Consider the following 18,667-nt stretch of genomic DNA (forward strand, 5'->3'; position numbering starts at 1 on the left):
GGGGGGATCGAATCCTCGACCTCGAAGGGAGCACGGCATGGACGTTCTCGGTTCACGCATCATCATCGCCGCCTTCGACGGCTGGAACGACGCCGGTGAGGCCGCGACCGGAGCCGTCGGCGCGCTACAGGCGGCGGGCGGCTACGACCTCGTGCACTCGGTCGATCCGGAACTCTACTTCGACTACCAGTACACCCGGCCGGCGACCCGACTCGATGCCGAGGGACGCCGTCAGATGACGTGGCCCGAGGCCGGGCTGTGGCGCCCGCGTGATCCGGGCCCCGGCCCCGAGTTCTGGCTGCTCACCGGTGCCGAGCCCGCGCGCACCTGGCAGGCGTTCGCGTCCGAGTTCATCGATGTCGCCCTGCGCGACGACATCACCGGCTTCGTGACCCTCGGCGCCATGCTCTCCGACGTCCCGCACACCCGCCCGATCTCGATCTTCGCGTCGAGCCAGAACGAGCAGGTCCGCGAGGCACACGCCCTGGAGCGGTCGGTGTACGAGGGCCCCGTCGGCATCCTCACCGTGCTCGAGCACTTCGCCGAGAACGCGGGGATCCCCTCCGTGAGCCTCTGGGCGAGCGTCCCGCACTACGTCGCCTCGGCCGCCCCGTCGCCGAAGGTCACCCTCGCGCTCCTCGACCGGCTCGAGGAGCTGACCGGTGTGGACGTGGACCGCCGGCACCTCCGTACGGAAGCCGCGGCCTGGGAGGCGTCGATCGATGCCGCCGCGTCCGAGGACGAGGACATGGCGGAGTACATCCGGCAGCTGGAGCGCACGCGCGACACGTGGGACTCCCCCGACGCCTCGGGAGACGCGATCGCCCAGGCCTTCGAGCGCTATCTGCGGCGCCGCGACGACGGCCGCGGCGACCGCAAGCGCTGAACGGCGCGCGCCTCAGGCCGAGGCGGGGATGACGCCCATCGCGAGCAGCACGAGCAGCACGCCGCCGAGCAGGATCCGGTACATCACGAACGGCAGGAAGCTGCGCTTCGAGATCCAGTTCATGAAGAACGCGATCACACCCAGTGCGACGACGAAGGCGACGCCCGTGGCGGCCACCGTGTCGCCGAGCGAGAAGAAGGACGGCTCGCCCCAGCTCTTGAACAGCTGGTAGAAGCCGCTGCCGAACACGGCAGGGATGGCGAGCAGGAAGGCGTACCGGGCGGCGGCGGCGCGCTCGTAGCCGAGGAAGAGACCCATGGTGATCGTGCCGCCGGACCGCGAGACGCCGGGGATGAGGGCGAGTGCCTGGGCGAGCCCGAAGGCGATGCCGTGCGGGTAGGTCAGGTCGTCGAGCTTGCGGCGCTTGGCCCCGACGTGGTCGGCGATGCCCAGGAGGATGCCGAACACGATGAGCATGATCGACACGATCCAGAGTGACCGGAAGACGGTCTCGATCTGATCCTGGAAGAGCAGCCCGAGCAGCACGATCGGGATGCTGCCGATGATGATGAGCCAGCCCATGCGCGCGTCCGGATCGTTCCGCGGCACCTTGCCGGCGAGGGATCGGAACCACTGGGAGATGATGCGGACGATGTCCCGCCAGAAGAACACCACGACGGCGGCCTCGGTGCCGATCTGCGTGATGGCGGTGAACGCCGCGCCCGGATCTTCTCCGGACGGCAGGAACGTCCCGACGACACGCAGATGGGCGCTGGAGGAGATCGGCAGGAACTCGGTGAGACCCTGGACGATTCCCAGGATCAGTGCTTCGAGCAGGTGCATGGAGAGGCCTTCGTCTTTCGGGACGGCACGGAGCGCGTGGACGCCGCTCAGTACGTGCGCAGCAGATCGGCCAGCACCCGCTGACCGAAGACAAGTGAGTCTACGGGCACCCGCTCGTCGACTCCGTGGAACATCCCGGTGAAGTCGAGATCGGCCGGCAGACGCAGCGGGGCGAAGCCGTAACCGGTGATGCCGAGAGTGGCCAGCGCCTTGTTGTCGGTCCCGGCTCCCAGGAGGTACGGGATGACCGGTACGCCGGGGTCGTGCCGACCCAGGGCTGCCACCATCGCGTCGACGAGCTCCCCCGCGAACGGCGTCTCCATGCCGATGTCGCGCACCACGGTCTCGATCCGGATGTCGTCGCCGACGATGCGCTGGAGCTCGGCGAGCACGTCGTCCTCGGTCCCGGGGATCACCCGGACGTCGATCAGGGCCTCAGCGCGCTCCGGGATGACGTTGTGCTTGTAGCCGGCGGTGAGGGCCGTCGGGTTGGTCGTCGTGCGGAACGTCGACCGCAGGAAGGCTTCTGCCGGACCGGCCGCGGCGGCGAGGGCGTCGGGGTCGTCGGCGCTCCGGCCGCTCAACGCGCTCAGACCCTCGAGCAACGCCTCCGTGGTCGGCGTGAGCCGGACCGGCCACCGCGTGCGGCCGATGGCGGCCACCGCCTCGGCGAGCTTCGTGACGGCGTTGTCGTCGTGCAGGCGACTGCCGTGTCCCGCTCGGCCGGTGGCGACGAGGCGGATCCAGATCAGGGCCTTCTCCCCCACCTGCAGCAGGTACGCCCGGCGGTCGTCCACTGAGATCGAGTAGCCGCCGACCTCGCTGATGGCCGCCGTCGCGCCGACGAACCACTCCGGACGATCCTTCACGACGAGCGCGGAGCCCTCCACGCCGCCGTTCTCCTCATCGGCGAAGAAGGCCAGGATGAGGTCACGCTCCGGCTGCTCCCCCGCGCGCAGGATGTCCGCCACGGCGGTGAGGATCATCGCGTCCATGTTCTTCATGTCGACCGCGCCGCGGCCCCACAGCATGCCGTCCTGCACCGTGCCGGCGAACGGATCCACCGTCCAGTCCTCGGCGACCGCGGGAACGACGTCCAGGTGGCCGTGCACGACGAGAGCCGGCTTGGTGCGATCGCGCCCCGGGACACGTGCCATGACGTTCGTGCGCCGCGGGATGGGCTCGTAGTACTCGACCTCGAGTCCCAGCTCCTCCAGGTACGCGCCGACGTACTCGGCGGCTTCCCGCTCCCCCTTCGCGTTGCCGCCGCCGTAGTTGGAGGTGTCGAAGCGGATGAGGTCGCTCGCGACGCGGGCGACCTCCGGCAGGGAGGATTCGGTCATGGACTCAGGCTATCGAAACCGCGTGCCACGCCCGGGCGTCACGCTCGGTTCGAGACGCCTCCGAGAACGTGCTAATCTCATTCTTCGGTCGGCAACGATCAAATCCAACACCTGCGCGGGTGGCGGAATGGTAGACGCGCTAGCTTGAGGTGCTAGTGCCCGATAGGGCGTGGGGGTTCAAGTCCCCCTCCGCGCACAGAGAGCGAAGGCCCCGGATCCACGGATCCGGGGCCTTCGTCGTTTCCCGTGCGTCGCGGTGGGGCGCTGTGGTCCCGCACGCGGCGGGACCACAGCGCCGTCACACCGCGCCGACGCCGAAGAGCAGGCCCAGCGCGTAGGTCACCGCCGCCGCGCCGAACCCGATGGCGAGCTGCCGAAGGGCGCGACGGAGGGGCGGGCCACCGGAGAGCACGCCGACCATCGCTCCCGTGCTGAGCAGAGCGATGCCGACCAGCACGAGCGCGAGGACGATCGCCGCGGTGCCCTCCATGCCGAAGATCCACGGCAGGACGGGGATGATCGCGCCGGAGGCGAAGAGGAGGAAGCTGGAGATCGCGGCCGTCCAGTCGCTGCCGACGACCTCGTGGGCGTCCGCACCCTGGACGCTCACGGGCCCCGTGGCCGCCCGTCGGACACCCTCCTGCGCCGCCTGGACGATGCGGCGGGCCCTGGCCAGCGACTCGCCCTGGTCCATGCCGCGGGCGCGGTACACGAGCGCGAGCTCGTTCTCGTCGATGTCGAGGTCGGCGGCGGCCGCCGCCGCATCCTCGTTCGCCTCGGTCGCGGTGAGGAGTTCCCGCTGCGACCGCACCGACACGAACTCCCCCGCACCCATGGACAGCGCACCGGCGAGGAGCCCGGCGATGCCGCTGAACAGGACGAAGCCCGAGCTCACGCCGGTGGCGCCGATGCCGAGCACGAGCGCGAGGTTGCTGACCAGGCCGTCGTTCGCGCCGAAGACGGCAGCGCGGAAGGAACCGGAGAGGCGCCGACGCCCGCGTGCGGCGAGACCGCGGACGACCTCGTGGTGGACCTTCTCGTCTGCCCGCATGGCAGGGGTGGCCCAGCGCTCGGCGTCGTACGGAGAGCGGGCCTCGGCGCTCTGGGCGAGGGCGAGGACGAAGATCGAGCCGAAGCGTCCGGCCATCCACCCCAGGAGGCGCGAGCGGACCCCCGCCCGCGGCAGGCGGGTCGGTTCTCCGCCCAGCAGATCGAGCCAGTGCTTCTCATGCCGGCGCTCGGCCTCGGCGAGCCCGAGCAGGATCGCCCGCTCCTCCCCCGACCGGCGGGACGCGAGGCGCTGGTACACGGCGCCCTCCGCCCGTTCCTCGACGAGATAGCGAGCCCAGCGCCGTCGATCGGCGGCCGTGGAATCGGCTGCGGCAGGGGCTGTCATGGAACCTCCAGGTGTCACCGTGCCCGGCGTCCGGGCAACCGTTCCACGCTATCCGCGCGGTGTCGCACAGGCCGCGTCCTGGCACGGATTGCCAGCATTTCGGGGATCCGAAGCAGCGACCGGACCTCGCTCAGGAGCGGACGCGTTTGCGCAGCACCTCGATGCGGGACTGCAGCTGCGTCACGGTCGCCTGCGCCACCGCCGGTCCGCCGCAGATGCGACGGAGTTCGGCATGCACAGCACCGTGCGGCTGGCCCGACTGCCGCGCGTAGAGGCCCACCAGGCTGTTCAGGAGCTGGCGCTGTTCGCGCAGGGTGCGATGCAGCGGCGCAGGGAGCGTCGTCGTCTGCGTCGGCTCTGCCTGGGCCTCCCGCACCTCGCGGTGCCGGGACTGCCGCGCCTGCCGCTGCATGAGGAGCTCGTGGACGTGCTCGGGTTCGAGGAGACCCGGGAAGCCGATGAACTCCTCCTCCTCCGGCGTGTTCGGCTCCGCGAGCTGGCCGAACTCCTTGCCGTCGAACACCATGCGATCGAAGTGGGCGACGGAGGAGATCGCCTGGTAGCTGAACTCCTGGGTCAGCGCGTCGGAGGCCTCGTCCTCTCGGTTCGCGCTCTCCAGGAGTGAATCCTCGAGACCGTCGTCATCCTTGGACTGCCGATCCAGCGCGTGGTCGCGCTGCTTCTCCATCTCGTTCGCGAGCTTCATCAGCACGGGGACGTGCGGGAGGAAGACGCTCGCCGCCTCACCTCGACGACGGGCGCGGACGAAGCGACCGATGGCCTGGGCGAAGAACAGCGGAGTGGACGAGGAGGTCGCGTAGACGCCCACCGCGAGCCGCGGCACGTCGACGCCCTCCGACACCATGCGCACCGCGACCATCCACCGGGCGGTGCCTTCGGAGAACTTCTCGATCCGCTCGGAGGCGGTGGCGTCGTCGGACAGCACGATCGTCGGCTGCTCGCGCGTGATGCTGTGCAGGATCTTGGCGTAGGCCCTGGCGACGGTCTGATCCGTCGCCAGCACGAGTCCGCCGGCATCCGGGATATGGTGTCTGATCTCGGTCAGACGGCGGTCGGCCGCCGAGAGCACCGCCGGCATCCAGTCGCCCTCGGGATCCAGCGCCGTGCGCCAGGCCTGCGACGTGACGTCCTTCGTGTTGTCCTGTCCCAGATGGGTCTCGAGCTCGTCGCCGGCACTCGTCCGCCACCGCATCTTCCCCGCGTACATGTGGAAGAGCACGGGGCGGACGACGCCGTCCGCAAGGGCACGCCCGTAGCCATAGGCGTAGTCGGTGCTGGAGACCCGCGCCCCCGACTCATCAGGGAGGTACTCCACGAAGGGGATCGGCGCCGTGTCGCTCCGGAACGGGGTCCCGGACAGCAACAGTCGACGCTTCGCCGGCCCGTAGGCGTCGCGGATCGCGTCACCCCAGCTCAGCGCGTCGCCGCCGTGGTGCACCTCATCGAGGATGACCAGGGTCTTCGCATCCTCCGTGAGGTGGCGGTGCACCGAGGACTTCGCCGCGACCTGCGCGTACGTGACCACGACGCCGTGATAGTGCCGCGCCGGTGCCCAGTCGCTGTTGCGGAAGCGCGGGTCGAGCCGGATGTGCACGCGGGCGGCGGCGTCGGCCCACTGGGTCTTGAGGTGCTCCGTCGGAGCCACGACGATGACCCGGTTCACCTCCCCCATGCGCATCAGCTCGACCGCGAGGGTGAGCGCGAAGGTGGTCTTGCCGGCGCCCGGTGTGGCGGCCACGAGGAAGTCGCGCTGGTCGGCCTGGAAGTACGCATCCAGAGCCTCCTGCTGCCATGCCCGCAGCTTGTTCGCCGTTCCCCACGGGGCGCGCTGAGGGAAGGACGGAGAGAGCATCGACTCCACGATAATCGCTCCCACCGACACCGGGGCATCCGCCGGGGCGCCGCGCGCGTCCTCCCTCGGGAGCGGCGGCACGGGTAGGCTCGGTCACTGCGCGGCGGTCACCACCGTGCGCGCACGCGTTGGCGAAGGAGAGTCGGATGAGCGATCAGGAATCGACCAGGACCCCGTACGTCGCGAACGAGACCCCGCACCCGTGGCGACGGTTCGTCGCGATCGGCGACTCGTTCACGGAGGGCATCGGCGACCCGGACCCGGCGGCCCCGGGTGGACACCGCGGCTGGGCCGACCGCGTCGCGGAGGTGCTCGCCCAGCAGGTGGACGACTTCGCCTACGCCAACCTCGCCGTCCGAGGGAAGCTCATCGCGCAGATCGTCGCCGATCAGATCGAACCCGCCGTCGCGCTCCGCCCCGACCTCATCTCGATCTGCGCCGGCGGCAACGACGTCATCCGCCCCGGCACCGACCCGGACGCCATCGCCGCGCAGCTCGAAGACGCGGTGGCACGGCTGTCCTCCACCGGTGCAGCCGTGATCCTCTTCACGGGCATCGACACCGGATTCACGCCGGTGTTCCGTCCGTTCCGCGGCAAGGTCGCGATCTACAACGAGAACATCCGCGCGATCGCGGAGCGGCACGACTGCATCGTCGCGGACCAGTGGGCGCTGAAGGTCGTGCAGGACGCACGCTTCTTCGACGATGACCGCCTGCACTACAACGCCCTCGGCCACCACGAGGTCGCGCGGATGGTGCTCCGCGCCCTCAACGTGCCGAACGACCTCGAGGCCATGCAGCCGGAACCGCTGCCGCTGCGTACCTGGCGTGCCGCCCGCGGCGAAGACCTCGGCTGGGCGCGGGAGCACCTCGTGCCCTGGGTGCTCCGCCGTCTGCGGCACCAGTCGTCGGGGGATCACATCGCGGCGAAGCGCCCAGAGCCCTCTCCGGTCATCTTCCCCGGCAAGGAGTGACACGCGCCCTCACTCCGCGGGAGCGAGGGCCCACAGTGCCACGGCGGCCGCCGAGGCCACGTTGAGCGAATCCACGCCGCCGGCCATCGGGATCGTGACCACGGTGTCCGCGCTGTCGAGAGCAGTCGGCGTGAGTCCGTCTCCTTCGGCGCCGAGGAGCAGCGCCACCTTCTCCGGCCGCTGCGCTGCGTAGACCCGGAGATCCACCGCCGCGTCGCTGAGAGCGAGGGCGGCGATGTCGAAACCCTCGTCACGGAGGGCGCCCACGGCCGCATCCCAGTCGTCGATCCGGGTCCAGGGCACCTGGAAGACCGTGCCCATGCTCACCCGCACGCTCCGCCGGTACAGCGGGTCGGCGCAGCGCGGCGACACCAGCACCGCATCGGCCCCCACCCGGCGGCGGCACGGAAGGCCGCACCGACGTTGGTGTGATCGCCGAGGTCCTCCAGCATCAGCACCAGACGTGCGTCGCGTACCACCTCCGCGACCGGCGCCAGAGTCGGGCGGTGCATCGCGGCGAGGGCCCCACGGTGCACTTGATAGCCGGTGACCTGTTCCGCGACCTCCTCCGGCACCACGAGCACCGGCACGCCGCGCTTCCCGATGATCCGGCCGACCTCGTCGACGCGCCGGGCCGAGACGAGCACCGATCGGGCTTCGTGTCCGGCGGTCAGCGCGCGCTCGATCACCTTGGCGGTCTCGGCGATGTAGAGTCCCTCCGCGGGCTCTCGCACGGCGCGGAGGGCGGTATCGGTGAGGCCGCGATAATCGTCCAGCCGCGGGTCGTCGATGTCGATCACATGCTGGAGGTTCACCGCTCCACTCTGCCATCCCCGTTCCCCTCCGCCCCACGCCCCGTAGACTCGATCGAGGAGGTCCTGTGAGCGTGACGAACACCGCCGAGCCGTCGGCAGAGCTCTCCCACGCCGCCGACCTGCTGCGCGGCAAGCGGATCGCCCTCCTCACGGGAGCCGGCATCTCCACCGACTCGGGCATCCCCGCCTACCGCGGCGAGGGCGCGCGCACGCGTAGCAATCCCATGACGATCCAGACGTACCTCGGCGACGAGGCCGCGCGTCGTCGCTACTGGGTCGGCGGTCATCTCGGCTGGCGGGCGTTCGCGCAGGCGGCGCCCAATCCCGGCCATCGCGCCCTCGCGGAGATGGAGTCCAGAGGCGTCGTCTCGGGCGTCATCACGCAGAACGTCGACGGCCTGCACCTCCGCGCGGGAAGCTCACACGTCATCGAAGTGCACGGCACCATGCGCCGGGTGCTCTGCCTGCACTGCGGCCAGGTGTTCGATCGTCGCGACATCGCCGTGCAGATCGAGGAGCGCAATCCCTGGATCACCGTCCCCGAGAACGTGGCCCTGGCCCCGGACGGCGACGTGCTGCCGGAGAGCACCGCGGGCTTCCTCGTCCCGACCTGCACGGTCTGTGACGGCATGCTCAAGCCCGACGTGGTGTTCTTCGGCGAGTACGTGCCGCAGGACCGCTTCCGCGCCGCGGAGTCGCTGCTCCGCTCCAGCGATGCGCTCATCGTCGCCGGCTCCTCGCTCGTCGTGAATTCCGGCGTGCGCCTCGTGAACCGTGCGCGTCGGCGTGGCATCCCTCTGATCATCGTCAATCGCGAGCCGACCCGCGCGGACGCCTGGGCCGATGTCACCATCGCCGCCGGCACCAGCGACGTGCTCCCCGCCCTCCAGGAGATGCTCTCGTGACCTATCTCACTCTCATCCGCCACGGTCAGACCGACTGGAACCTCGCCCGCCGCATCCAGGGGTCGACCGACATCCCGCTGAACGAGACGGGGCGCGAGGACGCACGGTGGGCGGCGGAGAAGCTCGCCGGCACGACGCACCATGCCGTCTACACGAGCCCGCTCGTGCGAGCGAGCGAGACCGCCGGCATCATCGCGGAGCGCCTGGGGCTGGAGATCGCGGGCGTGGTCCCCGACATCCGGGAACGGGAGTTCGGCGACGGCGAGGGCATGCTCGTTCCCGACTACATCTCGACCTACGGCGACTGGCACGCGGAGGTGCCCGGGGCGGAATCGCTGCACGAGGTCGGCGTCCGTGCCATCGCCGCGCTGCACCGGATCGCACGGGACGCGCGACGGAGGTCGGCGCCGCAGGCCGAGTCCGTGCTCGTCGTGACCCACGGGGGCGTGATCCGCGCCGTCATCGACCACGTCTCCGGCGGCACGCTCCCCCGCGACGGTGAGGTGCTGCGCAACGGCTCCGCGCACCGGTTCGTCGCCGCACCCGGCTACCTCCGCCTGCTGGAGGAGACGCCCGTCCTCTGACGGGACGGTCAGCCGGCGCGGGAGACCACGGCGCGCGCGTGGCGCAGGACGGGCTCGTCCACCATGCGCCCCTGGAAGCGGAACACACCCCGTTCCTCCGCCGCTGCCGCGAGGACCGCATGTGCCCAGGCCACGATCTCGGGGTCCGGTGCGTACGCGGCTCGGATCACCTCGACCTGACTCGGATGGATGCAGGCCGTCGCACGGAACCCCGAGGCCGCCGCGTCCCTCGCCTCCTGCTCCAGCCCTGCCGTGTCGGCGATGTCGACATGCACGGCGTCGATCGCCGCCTTGCCGTACGCGCCGGCCTCCAGCAGCACCCGGGAACGGGCGTAGCGGGCGATGTCCCGGTACCCGCCCTCGTCGTTCCGGGATGACGTGCCGCCGAGCGAGGCCACCAGATCCTCCGCTCCCCACATCAGTCCGGCGACTGCCGGGTGCGCGGCGATGTCGGGCGCCGCATGGATCCCGCGCGCCGTCTCGCACAGCGCGAGGAGCGAGTAGTCCGCGCCGAAGGCGTCCAGACTCTCCGCGCTCTCCGTCTTCGCCACCATCACGGTCCGGAAGGGCGACCGTGCCAGGGCCTCGAGGTCGTCAGCGAAGGCCGCGGAGTCCGGGGCGTTCACCCGCACGATGACGCGCGCGGGATCGAGGTCAGCGGCGACGACGTTCTTCCGGGCCTCGGCCTTCGCAGCCGGCAGGACGGCGTCCTCCAGGTCGAGGATCACGGCATCGGCCCGCTCCTGCGCCTTCGCGAAGCGCTCGGGGCGGTCCGCCGGGCAGAAAAGCAGGGCAGGACCGAGCTCGAAGGTCATACCGCCTCCCCTTCCGGTCGGCAGCGCACGAGCACCGTGCGGACGGCCGTCGCGACCACCGTGCCGCCCTGATTGCGGCCGGTGTGCGCGATCTGCACGACGCCCTGACCGGGGCGGGACGACGAGAGCCGCTTGTCGACGACGACGCTCTCGGTCGTGAGCGTGTCACCGGCGAACAGCGGATGCGGGAAGGCGATGTCGCCGAGGCCGAGCTGCGCCACCAGCGTCCCCTGCGTGAGCTGGGCGACGGAGGAGCCCACCATCGTCGACAGCGTCCACATGGAGTTCATGAGGCGCGCGTGGAAGGGCTCCTGGGCATCGGCGAACGCGGCGTCCAGGTGCAGCGCCTGGGTGTTCATCGTCAGGGTCGTGAAGAGGACGTTGTCCGCCTCCGTAGCCGTGCGACCGGGGCGGTGCACGTACCGGACGTCGGTCTCGAACTCCTCGTAGTACAGGCCGCGCTGCACGATCTCGCGCATGGTCATGCCTCCACGCTACCGGGCGAGTCCGAGCGCCCTGGCGATCACGAGAAGCTGGACCTCAGTGGTCCCCTCACCGATCTCCAGGATCTTGGAGTCGCGATAGTGGCGCGCCACCGGGAACTCGTTCATGAAGCCGTTGCCTCCGAAGATCTGCGTGGCGTCGCGAGCGTTGTCCATCGCGGCCTCCCCGGCGACGAGCTTCGCGATCGCCGCCTGCTCGGCGAACGCCTCTCCCGCGTCGCGGAGGCGGGCAGCGTGGTGCCAGGCGAGTCGTGCCGTGTGGACGCGGGCCCGCATGCGCGCCAGGGTGAACTGGGCGTTCTGCCGCGTGCTGAGGGCGCTGCCGAAGATGGTGCGGCTCTTGGCGTAGTCGACCGCCGCCTCCAGGCAGCCCTCCGCGGCGCCGGTCGAGAGGGCGGCGATCGCGATGCGCCCCTCGTCCAGGATGCTGAGGAAGTTCCGGAAGCCGCTCCCCCGCTCGCCGAGGAGGTTGCCCGCCGGCACCCGTGCCCCGTCGAACGTCAGCGGATGCGTGTCCGAGGCGTTCCAGCCCACCTTGTCGTAGGGCGGCTCGACCGTGAACCCCGGCGTTCCGCTCGGGACGATGATCGTGGAGATCTCCTTGCGCCCCTCGTTCTGACCGGTGACGGCGGTGACCGTCACGAACCGTGTGATCGGGGTGCCCGAGTTCGTGATGAACTGCTTGGAGCCGTCGATCACCCATTCGTCGCCGTCGAGCCGCGCTGTCGTCCGCGTCGCCCCGGCATCGCTCCCCGCCTCGGGTTCCGTGAGTCCGAACCCGGCGAGGGCACGACCGGCGAGGATATCCGGCAGCAGCTCGCGCTTCTGCTCCTCGGTGCCGAAGCGGAAGACGGGCATCGCCCCGAGGCTCACGCCGGCCTCGAGGGTGATCGCGATCGACTGGTCGACTCGTCCCAGAGCCTCGATGGCGAGGCCGAGCGCCATGTAGTCGCCGCCCTGCCCGCCGTACTCCTCGGGGAAGGGCAGCCCGAAGAGGCCGAGCTCGCCCATCTGCCGCACGACGTCCATCGAGAGCGTGTGGGTGCGATCCGCCTCGTAGGACTGCGGGGCGACCACCGTGTCGGCGAATTCGCGTGCCATCACGGCGAGTTCGCGCTCCTCTTCGGTGAGATCGTGCATCATCGGTCCTCCTCCGTCATCGACACGCGGGCGACCGGTTGATCGCGCCGCACCTGATCGCCCACCGCGACCAGCATCCGCACCACGCCGTCGTGCGGCGCGACCACGGGGTGCTCCATCTTCATCGCCTCGATCGATACGAGAGGCTCTCCCGCGCGGACGGCCGCCCCGTCCTCGACATGGACCGCCACGACACCGCCCGGCATGGGGGCGCGCGCCTCGGGCTCGGTGGCGCGGGCCTCCCGCTCCGCGGCGGCGAGTCGCCTCCGCATCCGGCCGCGGCGATCCAGGGGGCGGAGCCGCAGCGTCCGCCCGCCTTCGCAGACCCATATCGCGCCCTCGGCATCGCGGGCCGCGCACACCCGGTCGGACGGGGGCAGCGTCGGTGTCGTGCGTACGATCTCGTCGTCGTCGTCGGTGAGCAGGGTGAAGGGTTCGGGCGCGTGCGGTGCTGCCCCCAGACGCCACCCGGGGAGGGAGCGCCACAGCGATCCGGCGCCGCCCGGTGATGCGGCGGTCTCGCGACGAGCGTCCACCAGTCCGGCAGCTGCCGCGACCTGCGCCGCCGACGGGCTCATCGGCTCGAGCGGGAGCAGGGTGTCGATGAGACCGGTGTCGAGGTCGCCCTCGAGCACGCGACGGTCCCGGAGGAGCCGGCGCAGGAACGCGATGTTCGTCTCCACTCCCAGCACCACGGTGCGGGCGAGGGCATCGTCGAGTCGCTGCAGCGCTGTCGCCCTGTCCTCCGCCCACGCGATGATCTTCGCGATCATCGGGTCGTAGAACCCGCTCACCACGCTCCCGGATTCCACGGCCGCGTCCACGCGGACACCGGAAGGCGGGTCGAAGAGCAGCACGGTGCCGGTCGACGGCAGGAACCCGCGCTCCGGCGACTCGGCGTACACACGGGCCTCGACGGCATGCCCGGTCGTCCGGGGTGCGACGTCGAGCGGCTGTCCGTCGGCCATGCGGAGCTGGAGTGCGACGAGGTCGAGTCCGGTGACCTCCTCGGTCACCGGGTGCTCCACCTGCAGCCGGGTGTTCATCTCGATGAAGAAGACGTCGTCGGGAGCATCGGCGTCGACGAGGAACTCCACGGTACCCGCTCCGACGTAGGCGACGCTCTCCGCGGCGCGCACGGCTGCCGTGAGCAGCCGGTCGCGGGTCGCGGGCGGGATCCCGGCGGACGGCGCCTCCTCGATCACCTTCTGGTGACGACGCTGGAGCGTGCACTCGCGCTCGCCGAGCGCCACGACGGTGCCGTGCGCATCGCCGAACACCTGCACCTCGATGTGACGCGGTCGGCGGATGAGACGCTCCAGGATGAGCGCATCGTCGCCGAAGGCGGATGCCGCGACGCGTCGGGCTGAACTGAGCGCGCCGGGAAGACCCGCGCTGTCGACGACGACCTCCATACCCTTCCCACCCCCGCCGGCACTCGGCTTGACGAGGAGCGGGAACCCGACCGCCTCCGCCTCCTCGCGGATCTCCGCATCCGAGAGGCCCCTGGCGTCGAACCCCGGCACCACCGGCACGCCGCTGCGGCTCACATGCTCACGGGCTCGCGCCTTGTCTCCCATGATCTGGAGTGCTTCGACCGTCGGGCCGATGAACACGATGCCGCTCTCCGCACAGGCCTCCGCGAGCCCGACGCTCTCGGAGAGGAATCCGTAGCCGGGATGCACGGCCTCCGCTCCGGAAGCGCGGGCCGCGGCGATGACGGCGTCGATGTCGAGGTAGGACTCCGCCGCCGGCGCCGGCCCGATCCGCACGGCGGCGTCCGCCTCGCGGACGTGCGGCGCGTCGACGTCTGCATCGCTGTAGACCGCGATGCTGCGGATGCCGAGGTCGCGGAGGGTCCGGATGATGCGGCGCGCGATCTCGCCGCGGTTCGCGACGAGGACCGAGGAGAACGAGAGGGAAGGCGAGTGCGACATGGGGCTCACATCCGGAAGACGCCGAAGCGCGGCTCGGGCAGGGGGCTGCGGGCGACGACGTCCAGGGCGAGACCGAGGAGGTCACGGGTCTGCTCCGGGTCGACGATGCCGTCGTCCCACAGCCGCGCGGTCGCGTAGTAAGGTTCGCCCTGCTCCTCGTACTGCGCCCGGATCGGCTCTTCGAACGCCGCACGCTCCTCCGCGGTCCACGCCTCCCCGCGCGCCGCGAGCTGGTCGTCCTTCACCGTGGCGAGCACCGAGGCGGCCTGAGGCCCGCCCATCACCGAGATCCGGCTCGCCGGCCAGGTCCAGAGGAATCGCGGCGAGTAGGCGCGCCCGCACATCGAGTAGTTGCCCGCCCCGAAGGAGCCGCCGATGATGACGGTGAGCTTGGGGACCCGGGTGGTCGCCACCGCCGTGACCATCTTGGCCCCGTCCTTCGCGATCCCTCCCGCCTCCGCATCGGAGCCGACCATGAACCCGGTGATGTTCTGCAGGAAGAGCAGTGGGATGCCGCGCTGATCGCAGAGCTCGATGAAGTGCGCGCCCTTGAGCGCCGACTCGCTGAACAGCACGCCGTTGTTCGCGACGATGCCCACGGGGTGGCCGTGCAGCCGCGCGAAACCCGTCACCAGTGTGGTGCCGTACTCGGCCTTGAACTCATGGAATGTGTCGCCATCGACGAGGCGTGCGATCACCTCGCGCACGTCGTACGCGGCGTTGACGTCCACGGGAACCACGTCGTACAGGGAGCCGATCTCCGCCGGGGCGCGACTCTCCCCGACGTTCCAGGCCGGGGCGAGCGGCGGCGGCAGCGTGGCCACGATGTCGCGGAGGATCTCCAGCGCGTGCTCGTCGTCGTCGGCGAGGTGATCCACGACGCCGCTGCGCCGGGCGTGCAGCTCCCCTCCGCCGAGCTCCTCCGCCGTGACGATCTCGCCGATGGCAGCCTTCACCAGAGGAGGCCCGCCGAGGAAGATCGTGCCCTGTCCGCGGACGATGACGGTCTCGTCGCTCATCGCGGGAACGTAGGCGCCACCCGCCGTACACGATCCGAGGACCGCCGCGAGCTGCGGTATTCCCTGCGCGGACAGCCGGGCCTGGTTGAAGAATATGCGTCCGAAGTGCTCGCGGTCCGGGAAGACCTCGTCCTGTCGAGGAAGGAAGGCGCCGCCCGAGTCCACGAGGTAGAGGCACGGCAGACGGTTCTCGAGGGCGATCTCCTGCGCCCGCAGGTGCTTCTTCACGGTGAGCGGATAGTACGTTCCGCCTTTCACGGTGGCGTCGTTGCAGACGACCATGACGTGCCGGCCGTGGACCAGGCCGATGCCGGCGATGACACCGGCCCCCGGCGCCTCCCCGCCGTACAGACCGTCGGCCGCGAGCGGGGCGATCTCGAGGAACGGGCTGTCCTCGTCGAGGAGACGGGTGACGCGGTCGCGCGGGAGGAGCTTCCCGCGGGCGACATGTCGCTCGCGGGAGGCCGCGGGGCCACCCTGCGCTGCGGTCGCGAGACGGTCACGGAGCCGCTGGGCGAGCGCTTCCTGGGTTGCCGGCATCGTGACGTCCTCCTCGACCCACGTCGCGCCGGGCGGGGAACCTGGCGCGCTGCATGCATTCTCGGTTAGTGTTCACTAACCCGTTGATTCAGGTTAGCGAGGATTAACTGAGATGACAAGCCCCGCCACCGCCCGTGACCGCGCCAAGGCAGAACGCTCCGACGCCCTTCTGCATGCCGCGGCCCGGCTCTTCGCCGCGCGCGGGTACAGCGGGGTGAGCCTGGAGGACATCGGCGCCGCCGTCGGTGTGTCCGGGCCCGCGGTGTACCGCCACTTCGCCGGGAAGCAGGCCCTTCTGGGAGCGGTCCTGGTGAAGGTCAGCCAGGACCTCGTCGCGGGCGGACGACGCGAGTCCGAGGAGACGAGCGCACCCGACGAGCGCATGCGCGGGCTCATCCGCTTCCATGTGGAGTTCGCGCTCGGCAACGCCGAGGTCATCCAGGTGCAGGATCGCGATCTCGCCTTCCTCGACGAGGACGATCGCGCCGAGGTCCGCCGGTTGCAACGCGCCTATATCGAGCTCTGGATGGACGCACTCGCCGCGCTCGAGCGTCCGAAGCCGCTCGAGCGCGACGAGCTACGGTTGCGCGTGCAGGCATGCTTCGGTCTCATCAACTCGACCCCGCACAGCACGCGGGCCGCGACGAGACGGCACACGGCCACCGCGACCGTGCTGGTCGCGATGGCCGAGGCTGCGCTGCGCGCCGCTAGCTGAGCAGCATCGCCCGTCCCGGATCCTCGAGGATGTCGGCCACGTCCTTGAGGAACGTCGCGCCCTCGGCCCCGTCGACGAGGCGATGATCGAAGGACAGACTCAGCGTCATGAGCTGACGGAGTGCGATCTCACCGCGGTACTCCCACGGCTGCCGCCGCACCGCGCCGACCGCAAGGATCCCGGACTGCCCTGGCGGAAGGATCGGTGTTCCGGCGTCCACCCCGAACACCCCGATGTTCGACAGCGAGAACGTGCCTCCGGCGAGTTCGGCCGGCGAGGTCTTTCCCGCACGCGCGGTCTCCGCGAGGGCACGGATCGCTGCGGACAGCTCCACCAGATTCATCCGCTCCGCGTCCCGGATCATCGGCACGATGAGACCACGCTCGGTCGCGGCGGCGATGCCCAGGTCGACGAAGCCGTACTCGACGATCTCCCCGGACTCCTCGTCCCACCGCGCGTTCAGGCCCGGAGCACGGCGCAGAGCGAGACAGACGGCCTTCGCGACGACGGCGAGTGGGCCGATCCGGTGTTCCGCAAGCGCTCGGTCCTCGCGGAGACGTGCAAGCATCTCCATGGTCGCGGTCACATCGACCGTGTGGAAGACCGTGACGTGCGGGGCGGTGAACGCGCTCTGCACCATCGCCGCTGCCGTGTGCTTGCGGACCCCGCGGATCGGGACGCGCGTCTCCCGCGGCCTCCCCTCCGCGCGCGGAAGGGTTCCGGATGCCGCGGTGGTCTCGCGCTCAGGCGTCCCGGCGGGCCGTGACGGCTCCGCTCCGACACGCTCCGCGTACGCATCCACGTCTGCCCTCGTGATCACGCGGTCACCGACTTCCGCGGCGACGAGGACGAGGTCGACGCCCCGTCGCTTGGCGTAGGCGCGCACCGGAGGGGTGGACCGTGGTCGCTCCAGAACGGGCTCGACCGCGACCGATGGCGTCGCGTCGTGCGGCGCTGCCTCGAGAACGGCGGTGTCGGCCGCCGAGGCCACCTGGGCGGCACTCCGGCGCCGCGCCCGGCGCGCGGGGCGTCCACTCGATGTCGGGGCGGCTCCGTAGCCCACGAGGTTCGGCTGCGCCTTCTCCGCGGAGGCCTCCTCCTCGCCACCGGACGGCGCCGCCGGAGGATCGTCCGCCTCGATGTCGAAGGCGATCAGCGGTGCTCCCACGGCGACGGTCTCTCCCGCGTCCGCGTGCAGGGTCGACACCGTGCCTTCATAGGGCGACGGCAGCTCGACGACGGCCTTGGCCGTCTCGACCTCCGCGAGGGTCTGATTCAGCGCGACGCTGTCGCCCGGCGCGACGAGCCACTGCACGACCTCCGCCTCGGTGAGTCCTTCGCCGAGGTCGGGGAGACGGAATTCGGCGATCATGCGTCCGCTCCCGTCAGGCTGTGCGGGCGATCCATCACGCGATCGACCGCATCGAGGATCCGGTCGAGATCCGGCAGGTGGTACTTCTCGAGCTTGGCAGGCGGGTACGGCACGTCATGCCCGGTGACCCGCAGCGGAGGGGATTCGAGGTACTCGAAGCAGAGCTCGGTCACGCTCGCGATGACCTCCGCGGCGAGGCCGGCTTCCCGGGAGGCCTCATGCGCCACGATCACACGCCCGGTCTTCCGCACCGAGGCGGCGATGGAGTCGTAGTCCACCGGAGAGAGCGATCGCAGGTCGATGACCTCCAGGGCGACGCCCTCGTCTTCCGCGGCCTCCGCCGCCTGCAGCGCGGTGCTCACCATGGCTCCGTAGGTGAGGACCGTGACGTCCGTACCGGAGCGCACGACCCGGGCGAGTCCCATCGGCGGCGCATCCGCGAGCGGTGCCTCGAGGTCGACCTCGCCCTTGTGGTGATAGAGCCGCTTCGGCTCGAAGAACACGACGGGGTCGTCCGACGCGATCGCCTGCCGGAGGCTCCGATAGGCGTCCTCCGGGTTCGAGACGGCGACGACACGGAGGCCCGCCGTGTGGGCGAAGTAGGCCTCCGGCGACTCCGAATGATGCTCGGCGGCACCGATTCCGCCGGCCCACGGGATCCGGATCGTGATCGGCATCTTCACCCGCCCCTGGGTGCGGTAGTGCAGCTTGGCGACCTGCGAGACGATCTGGTCGAAGGCGGGGTAGACGAACCCGTCGAACTGGATCTCGACGACCGGGCGGTAGCCGCGGAACGCGAGACCGACGGCCGTGCCGACGATCCCGGACTCCGCGAGCGGTGTGTCGATGACCCTGGCCGCCCCGAACTCGTCGAGGAGGCCGTCGGTGATCCGGAAGACGCCGCCGAGCTTGCCGATGTCCTCGCCCAGGAGCACCACCTTCTCGTCGTCGCGCATCGCCTGACGGAGGCCGGCGCCCAGCGCCTTGCCGAGAGTGAGTTCGGTCAT

General features: G+C 70.6%; 16 protein-coding genes, 1 tRNA gene and 1 pseudogene. 6 read left to right on the plus strand and 12 right to left on the minus strand.

Features of this window, described 5'->3' with window-relative positions:
- Positions 1 to 37: 37 nt before the first annotated feature.
- The gene (locus tag AB0N68_RS11270; protein WP_060922601.1) at positions 38 to 886 is read left to right on the plus strand and encodes a PAC2 family protein; all 849 of its coding nucleotides are present in this window, start codon (positions 38 to 40) and stop codon (positions 884 to 886) included.
- A 12-nt stretch (positions 887 to 898) separates the two neighbouring features.
- On the opposite strand, the gene AB0N68_RS11275 is transcribed toward AB0N68_RS11270, so the two are convergent.
- Entirely contained in the window at positions 899 to 1,729 is an 831-nt protein-coding gene (locus AB0N68_RS11275; protein WP_280565431.1) for an undecaprenyl-diphosphate phosphatase, read from the minus strand.
- Between the two features lie 47 nt (positions 1,730 to 1,776).
- Positions 1,777 to 3,072, minus strand: a complete 1,296-nt coding sequence (locus tag AB0N68_RS11280; RefSeq protein WP_187664056.1) for a M20/M25/M40 family metallo-hydrolase — start codon at positions 3,070 to 3,072, stop codon at positions 1,777 to 1,779.
- A gap of 113 nt (positions 3,073 to 3,185) precedes the next feature.
- Here AB0N68_RS11280 and AB0N68_RS11285 point away from each other — a divergent pair.
- Positions 3,186 to 3,268: transfer RNA gene (locus AB0N68_RS11285), tRNA-Leu, on the plus strand.
- Positions 3,269 to 3,370: 102 nt separating this feature from the next.
- On the opposite strand, the gene AB0N68_RS11290 is transcribed toward AB0N68_RS11285, so the two are convergent.
- Together AB0N68_RS11290 and AB0N68_RS11295 are read right to left on the minus strand one after the other, a co-directional pair.
- Positions 3,371 to 4,468 carry a VIT1/CCC1 transporter family protein gene (locus tag AB0N68_RS11290; RefSeq protein WP_187664055.1) on the minus strand — a complete coding sequence of 366 codons (1,098 nt, stop codon included), beginning with the start codon at positions 4,466 to 4,468 and terminating at the stop codon, positions 3,371 to 3,373.
- A gap of 130 nt (positions 4,469 to 4,598) precedes the next feature.
- Positions 4,599 to 6,341 carry a DEAD/DEAH box helicase gene (locus AB0N68_RS11295; protein ID WP_187664054.1) on the minus strand — a complete coding sequence of 581 codons (1,743 nt, stop codon included), beginning with the start codon at positions 6,339 to 6,341 and terminating at the stop codon, positions 4,599 to 4,601.
- 146 nt (positions 6,342 to 6,487) lie between these two features.
- Between AB0N68_RS11295 and AB0N68_RS11300 the strand changes: the two genes are divergently transcribed.
- Entirely contained in the window at positions 6,488 to 7,315 is an 828-nt protein-coding gene (locus AB0N68_RS11300; protein WP_259951537.1) for an SGNH/GDSL hydrolase family protein, read from the plus strand.
- Positions 7,316 to 7,324: 9 nt separating this feature from the next.
- On the opposite strand, the pseudogene AB0N68_RS11305 reads toward AB0N68_RS11300, so the two are convergent.
- Positions 7,325 to 8,130 (minus strand): annotated as a pseudogene (locus tag AB0N68_RS11305) (TrmH family RNA methyltransferase).
- A 65-nt stretch (positions 8,131 to 8,195) separates the two neighbouring features.
- Between AB0N68_RS11305 and AB0N68_RS11310 the strand changes: the two are divergent.
- Both AB0N68_RS11310 and AB0N68_RS11315 read left to right on the plus strand, forming a co-directional pair.
- The gene (locus AB0N68_RS11310; protein WP_268776330.1) at positions 8,196 to 9,035 is read left to right on the plus strand and encodes a Sir2 family NAD-dependent protein deacetylase; all 840 of its coding nucleotides are present in this window, start codon (positions 8,196 to 8,198) and stop codon (positions 9,033 to 9,035) included.
- A complete protein-coding gene (locus AB0N68_RS11315; protein ID WP_060922608.1) occupies positions 9,032 to 9,619 on the plus strand; it encodes a histidine phosphatase family protein in 588 nt (195 codons plus the stop codon). Before AB0N68_RS11310 ends, AB0N68_RS11315 begins: the two co-directional genes overlap by 4 nt.
- An 8-nt stretch (positions 9,620 to 9,627) precedes the next feature.
- On the opposite strand, the gene AB0N68_RS11320 is transcribed toward AB0N68_RS11315, so the two are convergent.
- Genes AB0N68_RS11320 through AB0N68_RS11340 form a run of 5 tightly spaced genes read right to left on the minus strand, consistent with a single transcriptional unit; the run spans position 9,628 to position 15,573 of the window.
- Positions 9,628 to 10,434 (minus strand): HpcH/HpaI aldolase/citrate lyase family protein, encoded by an 807-nt coding sequence (locus tag AB0N68_RS11320; RefSeq protein ID WP_259951541.1) that lies wholly within the window; start codon positions 10,432 to 10,434, stop codon positions 9,628 to 9,630.
- A complete protein-coding gene (locus AB0N68_RS11325) occupies positions 10,431 to 10,919 on the minus strand; it encodes a MaoC family dehydratase (protein WP_268776331.1) in 489 nt (162 codons plus the stop codon). Before AB0N68_RS11325 ends, AB0N68_RS11320 begins: the two co-directional genes overlap by 4 nt.
- Before the next feature lie 9 nt (positions 10,920 to 10,928).
- On the minus strand, positions 10,929 to 12,077 hold the full coding sequence (locus AB0N68_RS11330) for an acyl-CoA dehydrogenase family protein (RefSeq protein WP_280565500.1): 1,149 nt from the start codon (positions 12,075 to 12,077) through the stop codon (positions 10,929 to 10,931).
- On the minus strand, positions 12,077 to 14,014 hold the full coding sequence (locus tag AB0N68_RS11335; protein WP_313362594.1) for an acetyl/propionyl/methylcrotonyl-CoA carboxylase subunit alpha: 1,938 nt from the start codon (positions 14,012 to 14,014) through the stop codon (positions 12,077 to 12,079). The genes AB0N68_RS11330 and AB0N68_RS11335 overlap by 1 nt, the downstream gene beginning before the upstream one ends.
- A 5-nt stretch (positions 14,015 to 14,019) precedes the next feature.
- Complete coding sequence (locus tag AB0N68_RS11340) at positions 14,020 to 15,573, minus strand: carboxyl transferase domain-containing protein (protein ID WP_259951544.1); 1,554 nt, start codon at positions 15,571 to 15,573, stop codon at positions 14,020 to 14,022.
- Between the two features lie 112 nt (positions 15,574 to 15,685).
- Between AB0N68_RS11340 and AB0N68_RS11345 the strand changes: the two genes are divergently transcribed.
- Positions 15,686 to 16,288: a TetR/AcrR family transcriptional regulator gene (locus AB0N68_RS11345; protein ID WP_280566264.1), complete on the plus strand. Its 603-nt coding sequence runs from the start codon at positions 15,686 to 15,688 to the stop codon at positions 16,286 to 16,288.
- On the opposite strand, the gene AB0N68_RS11350 is transcribed toward AB0N68_RS11345, so the two are convergent.
- Both AB0N68_RS11350 and AB0N68_RS11355 read right to left on the minus strand, forming a co-directional pair.
- On the minus strand, positions 16,281 to 17,660 hold the full coding sequence (locus AB0N68_RS11350; protein ID WP_280566266.1) for a dihydrolipoamide acetyltransferase family protein: 1,380 nt from the start codon (positions 17,658 to 17,660) through the stop codon (positions 16,281 to 16,283). The two genes, AB0N68_RS11345 and AB0N68_RS11350, sit on opposite strands and share 8 nt — an antisense overlap.
- Positions 17,657 to 18,667, minus strand: coding sequence for an alpha-ketoacid dehydrogenase subunit beta (locus tag AB0N68_RS11355; protein WP_280566268.1), 1,011 nt, complete (start codon positions 18,665 to 18,667; stop codon positions 17,657 to 17,659). Before AB0N68_RS11355 ends, AB0N68_RS11350 begins: the two co-directional genes overlap by 4 nt.

It is taken from the genome of Microbacterium meiriae, assembly GCF_040685015.1.
In the GTDB taxonomy this organism is placed as follows: Bacteria; Actinomycetota; Actinomycetes; order Actinomycetales; family Microbacteriaceae; genus Microbacterium; species Microbacterium meiriae.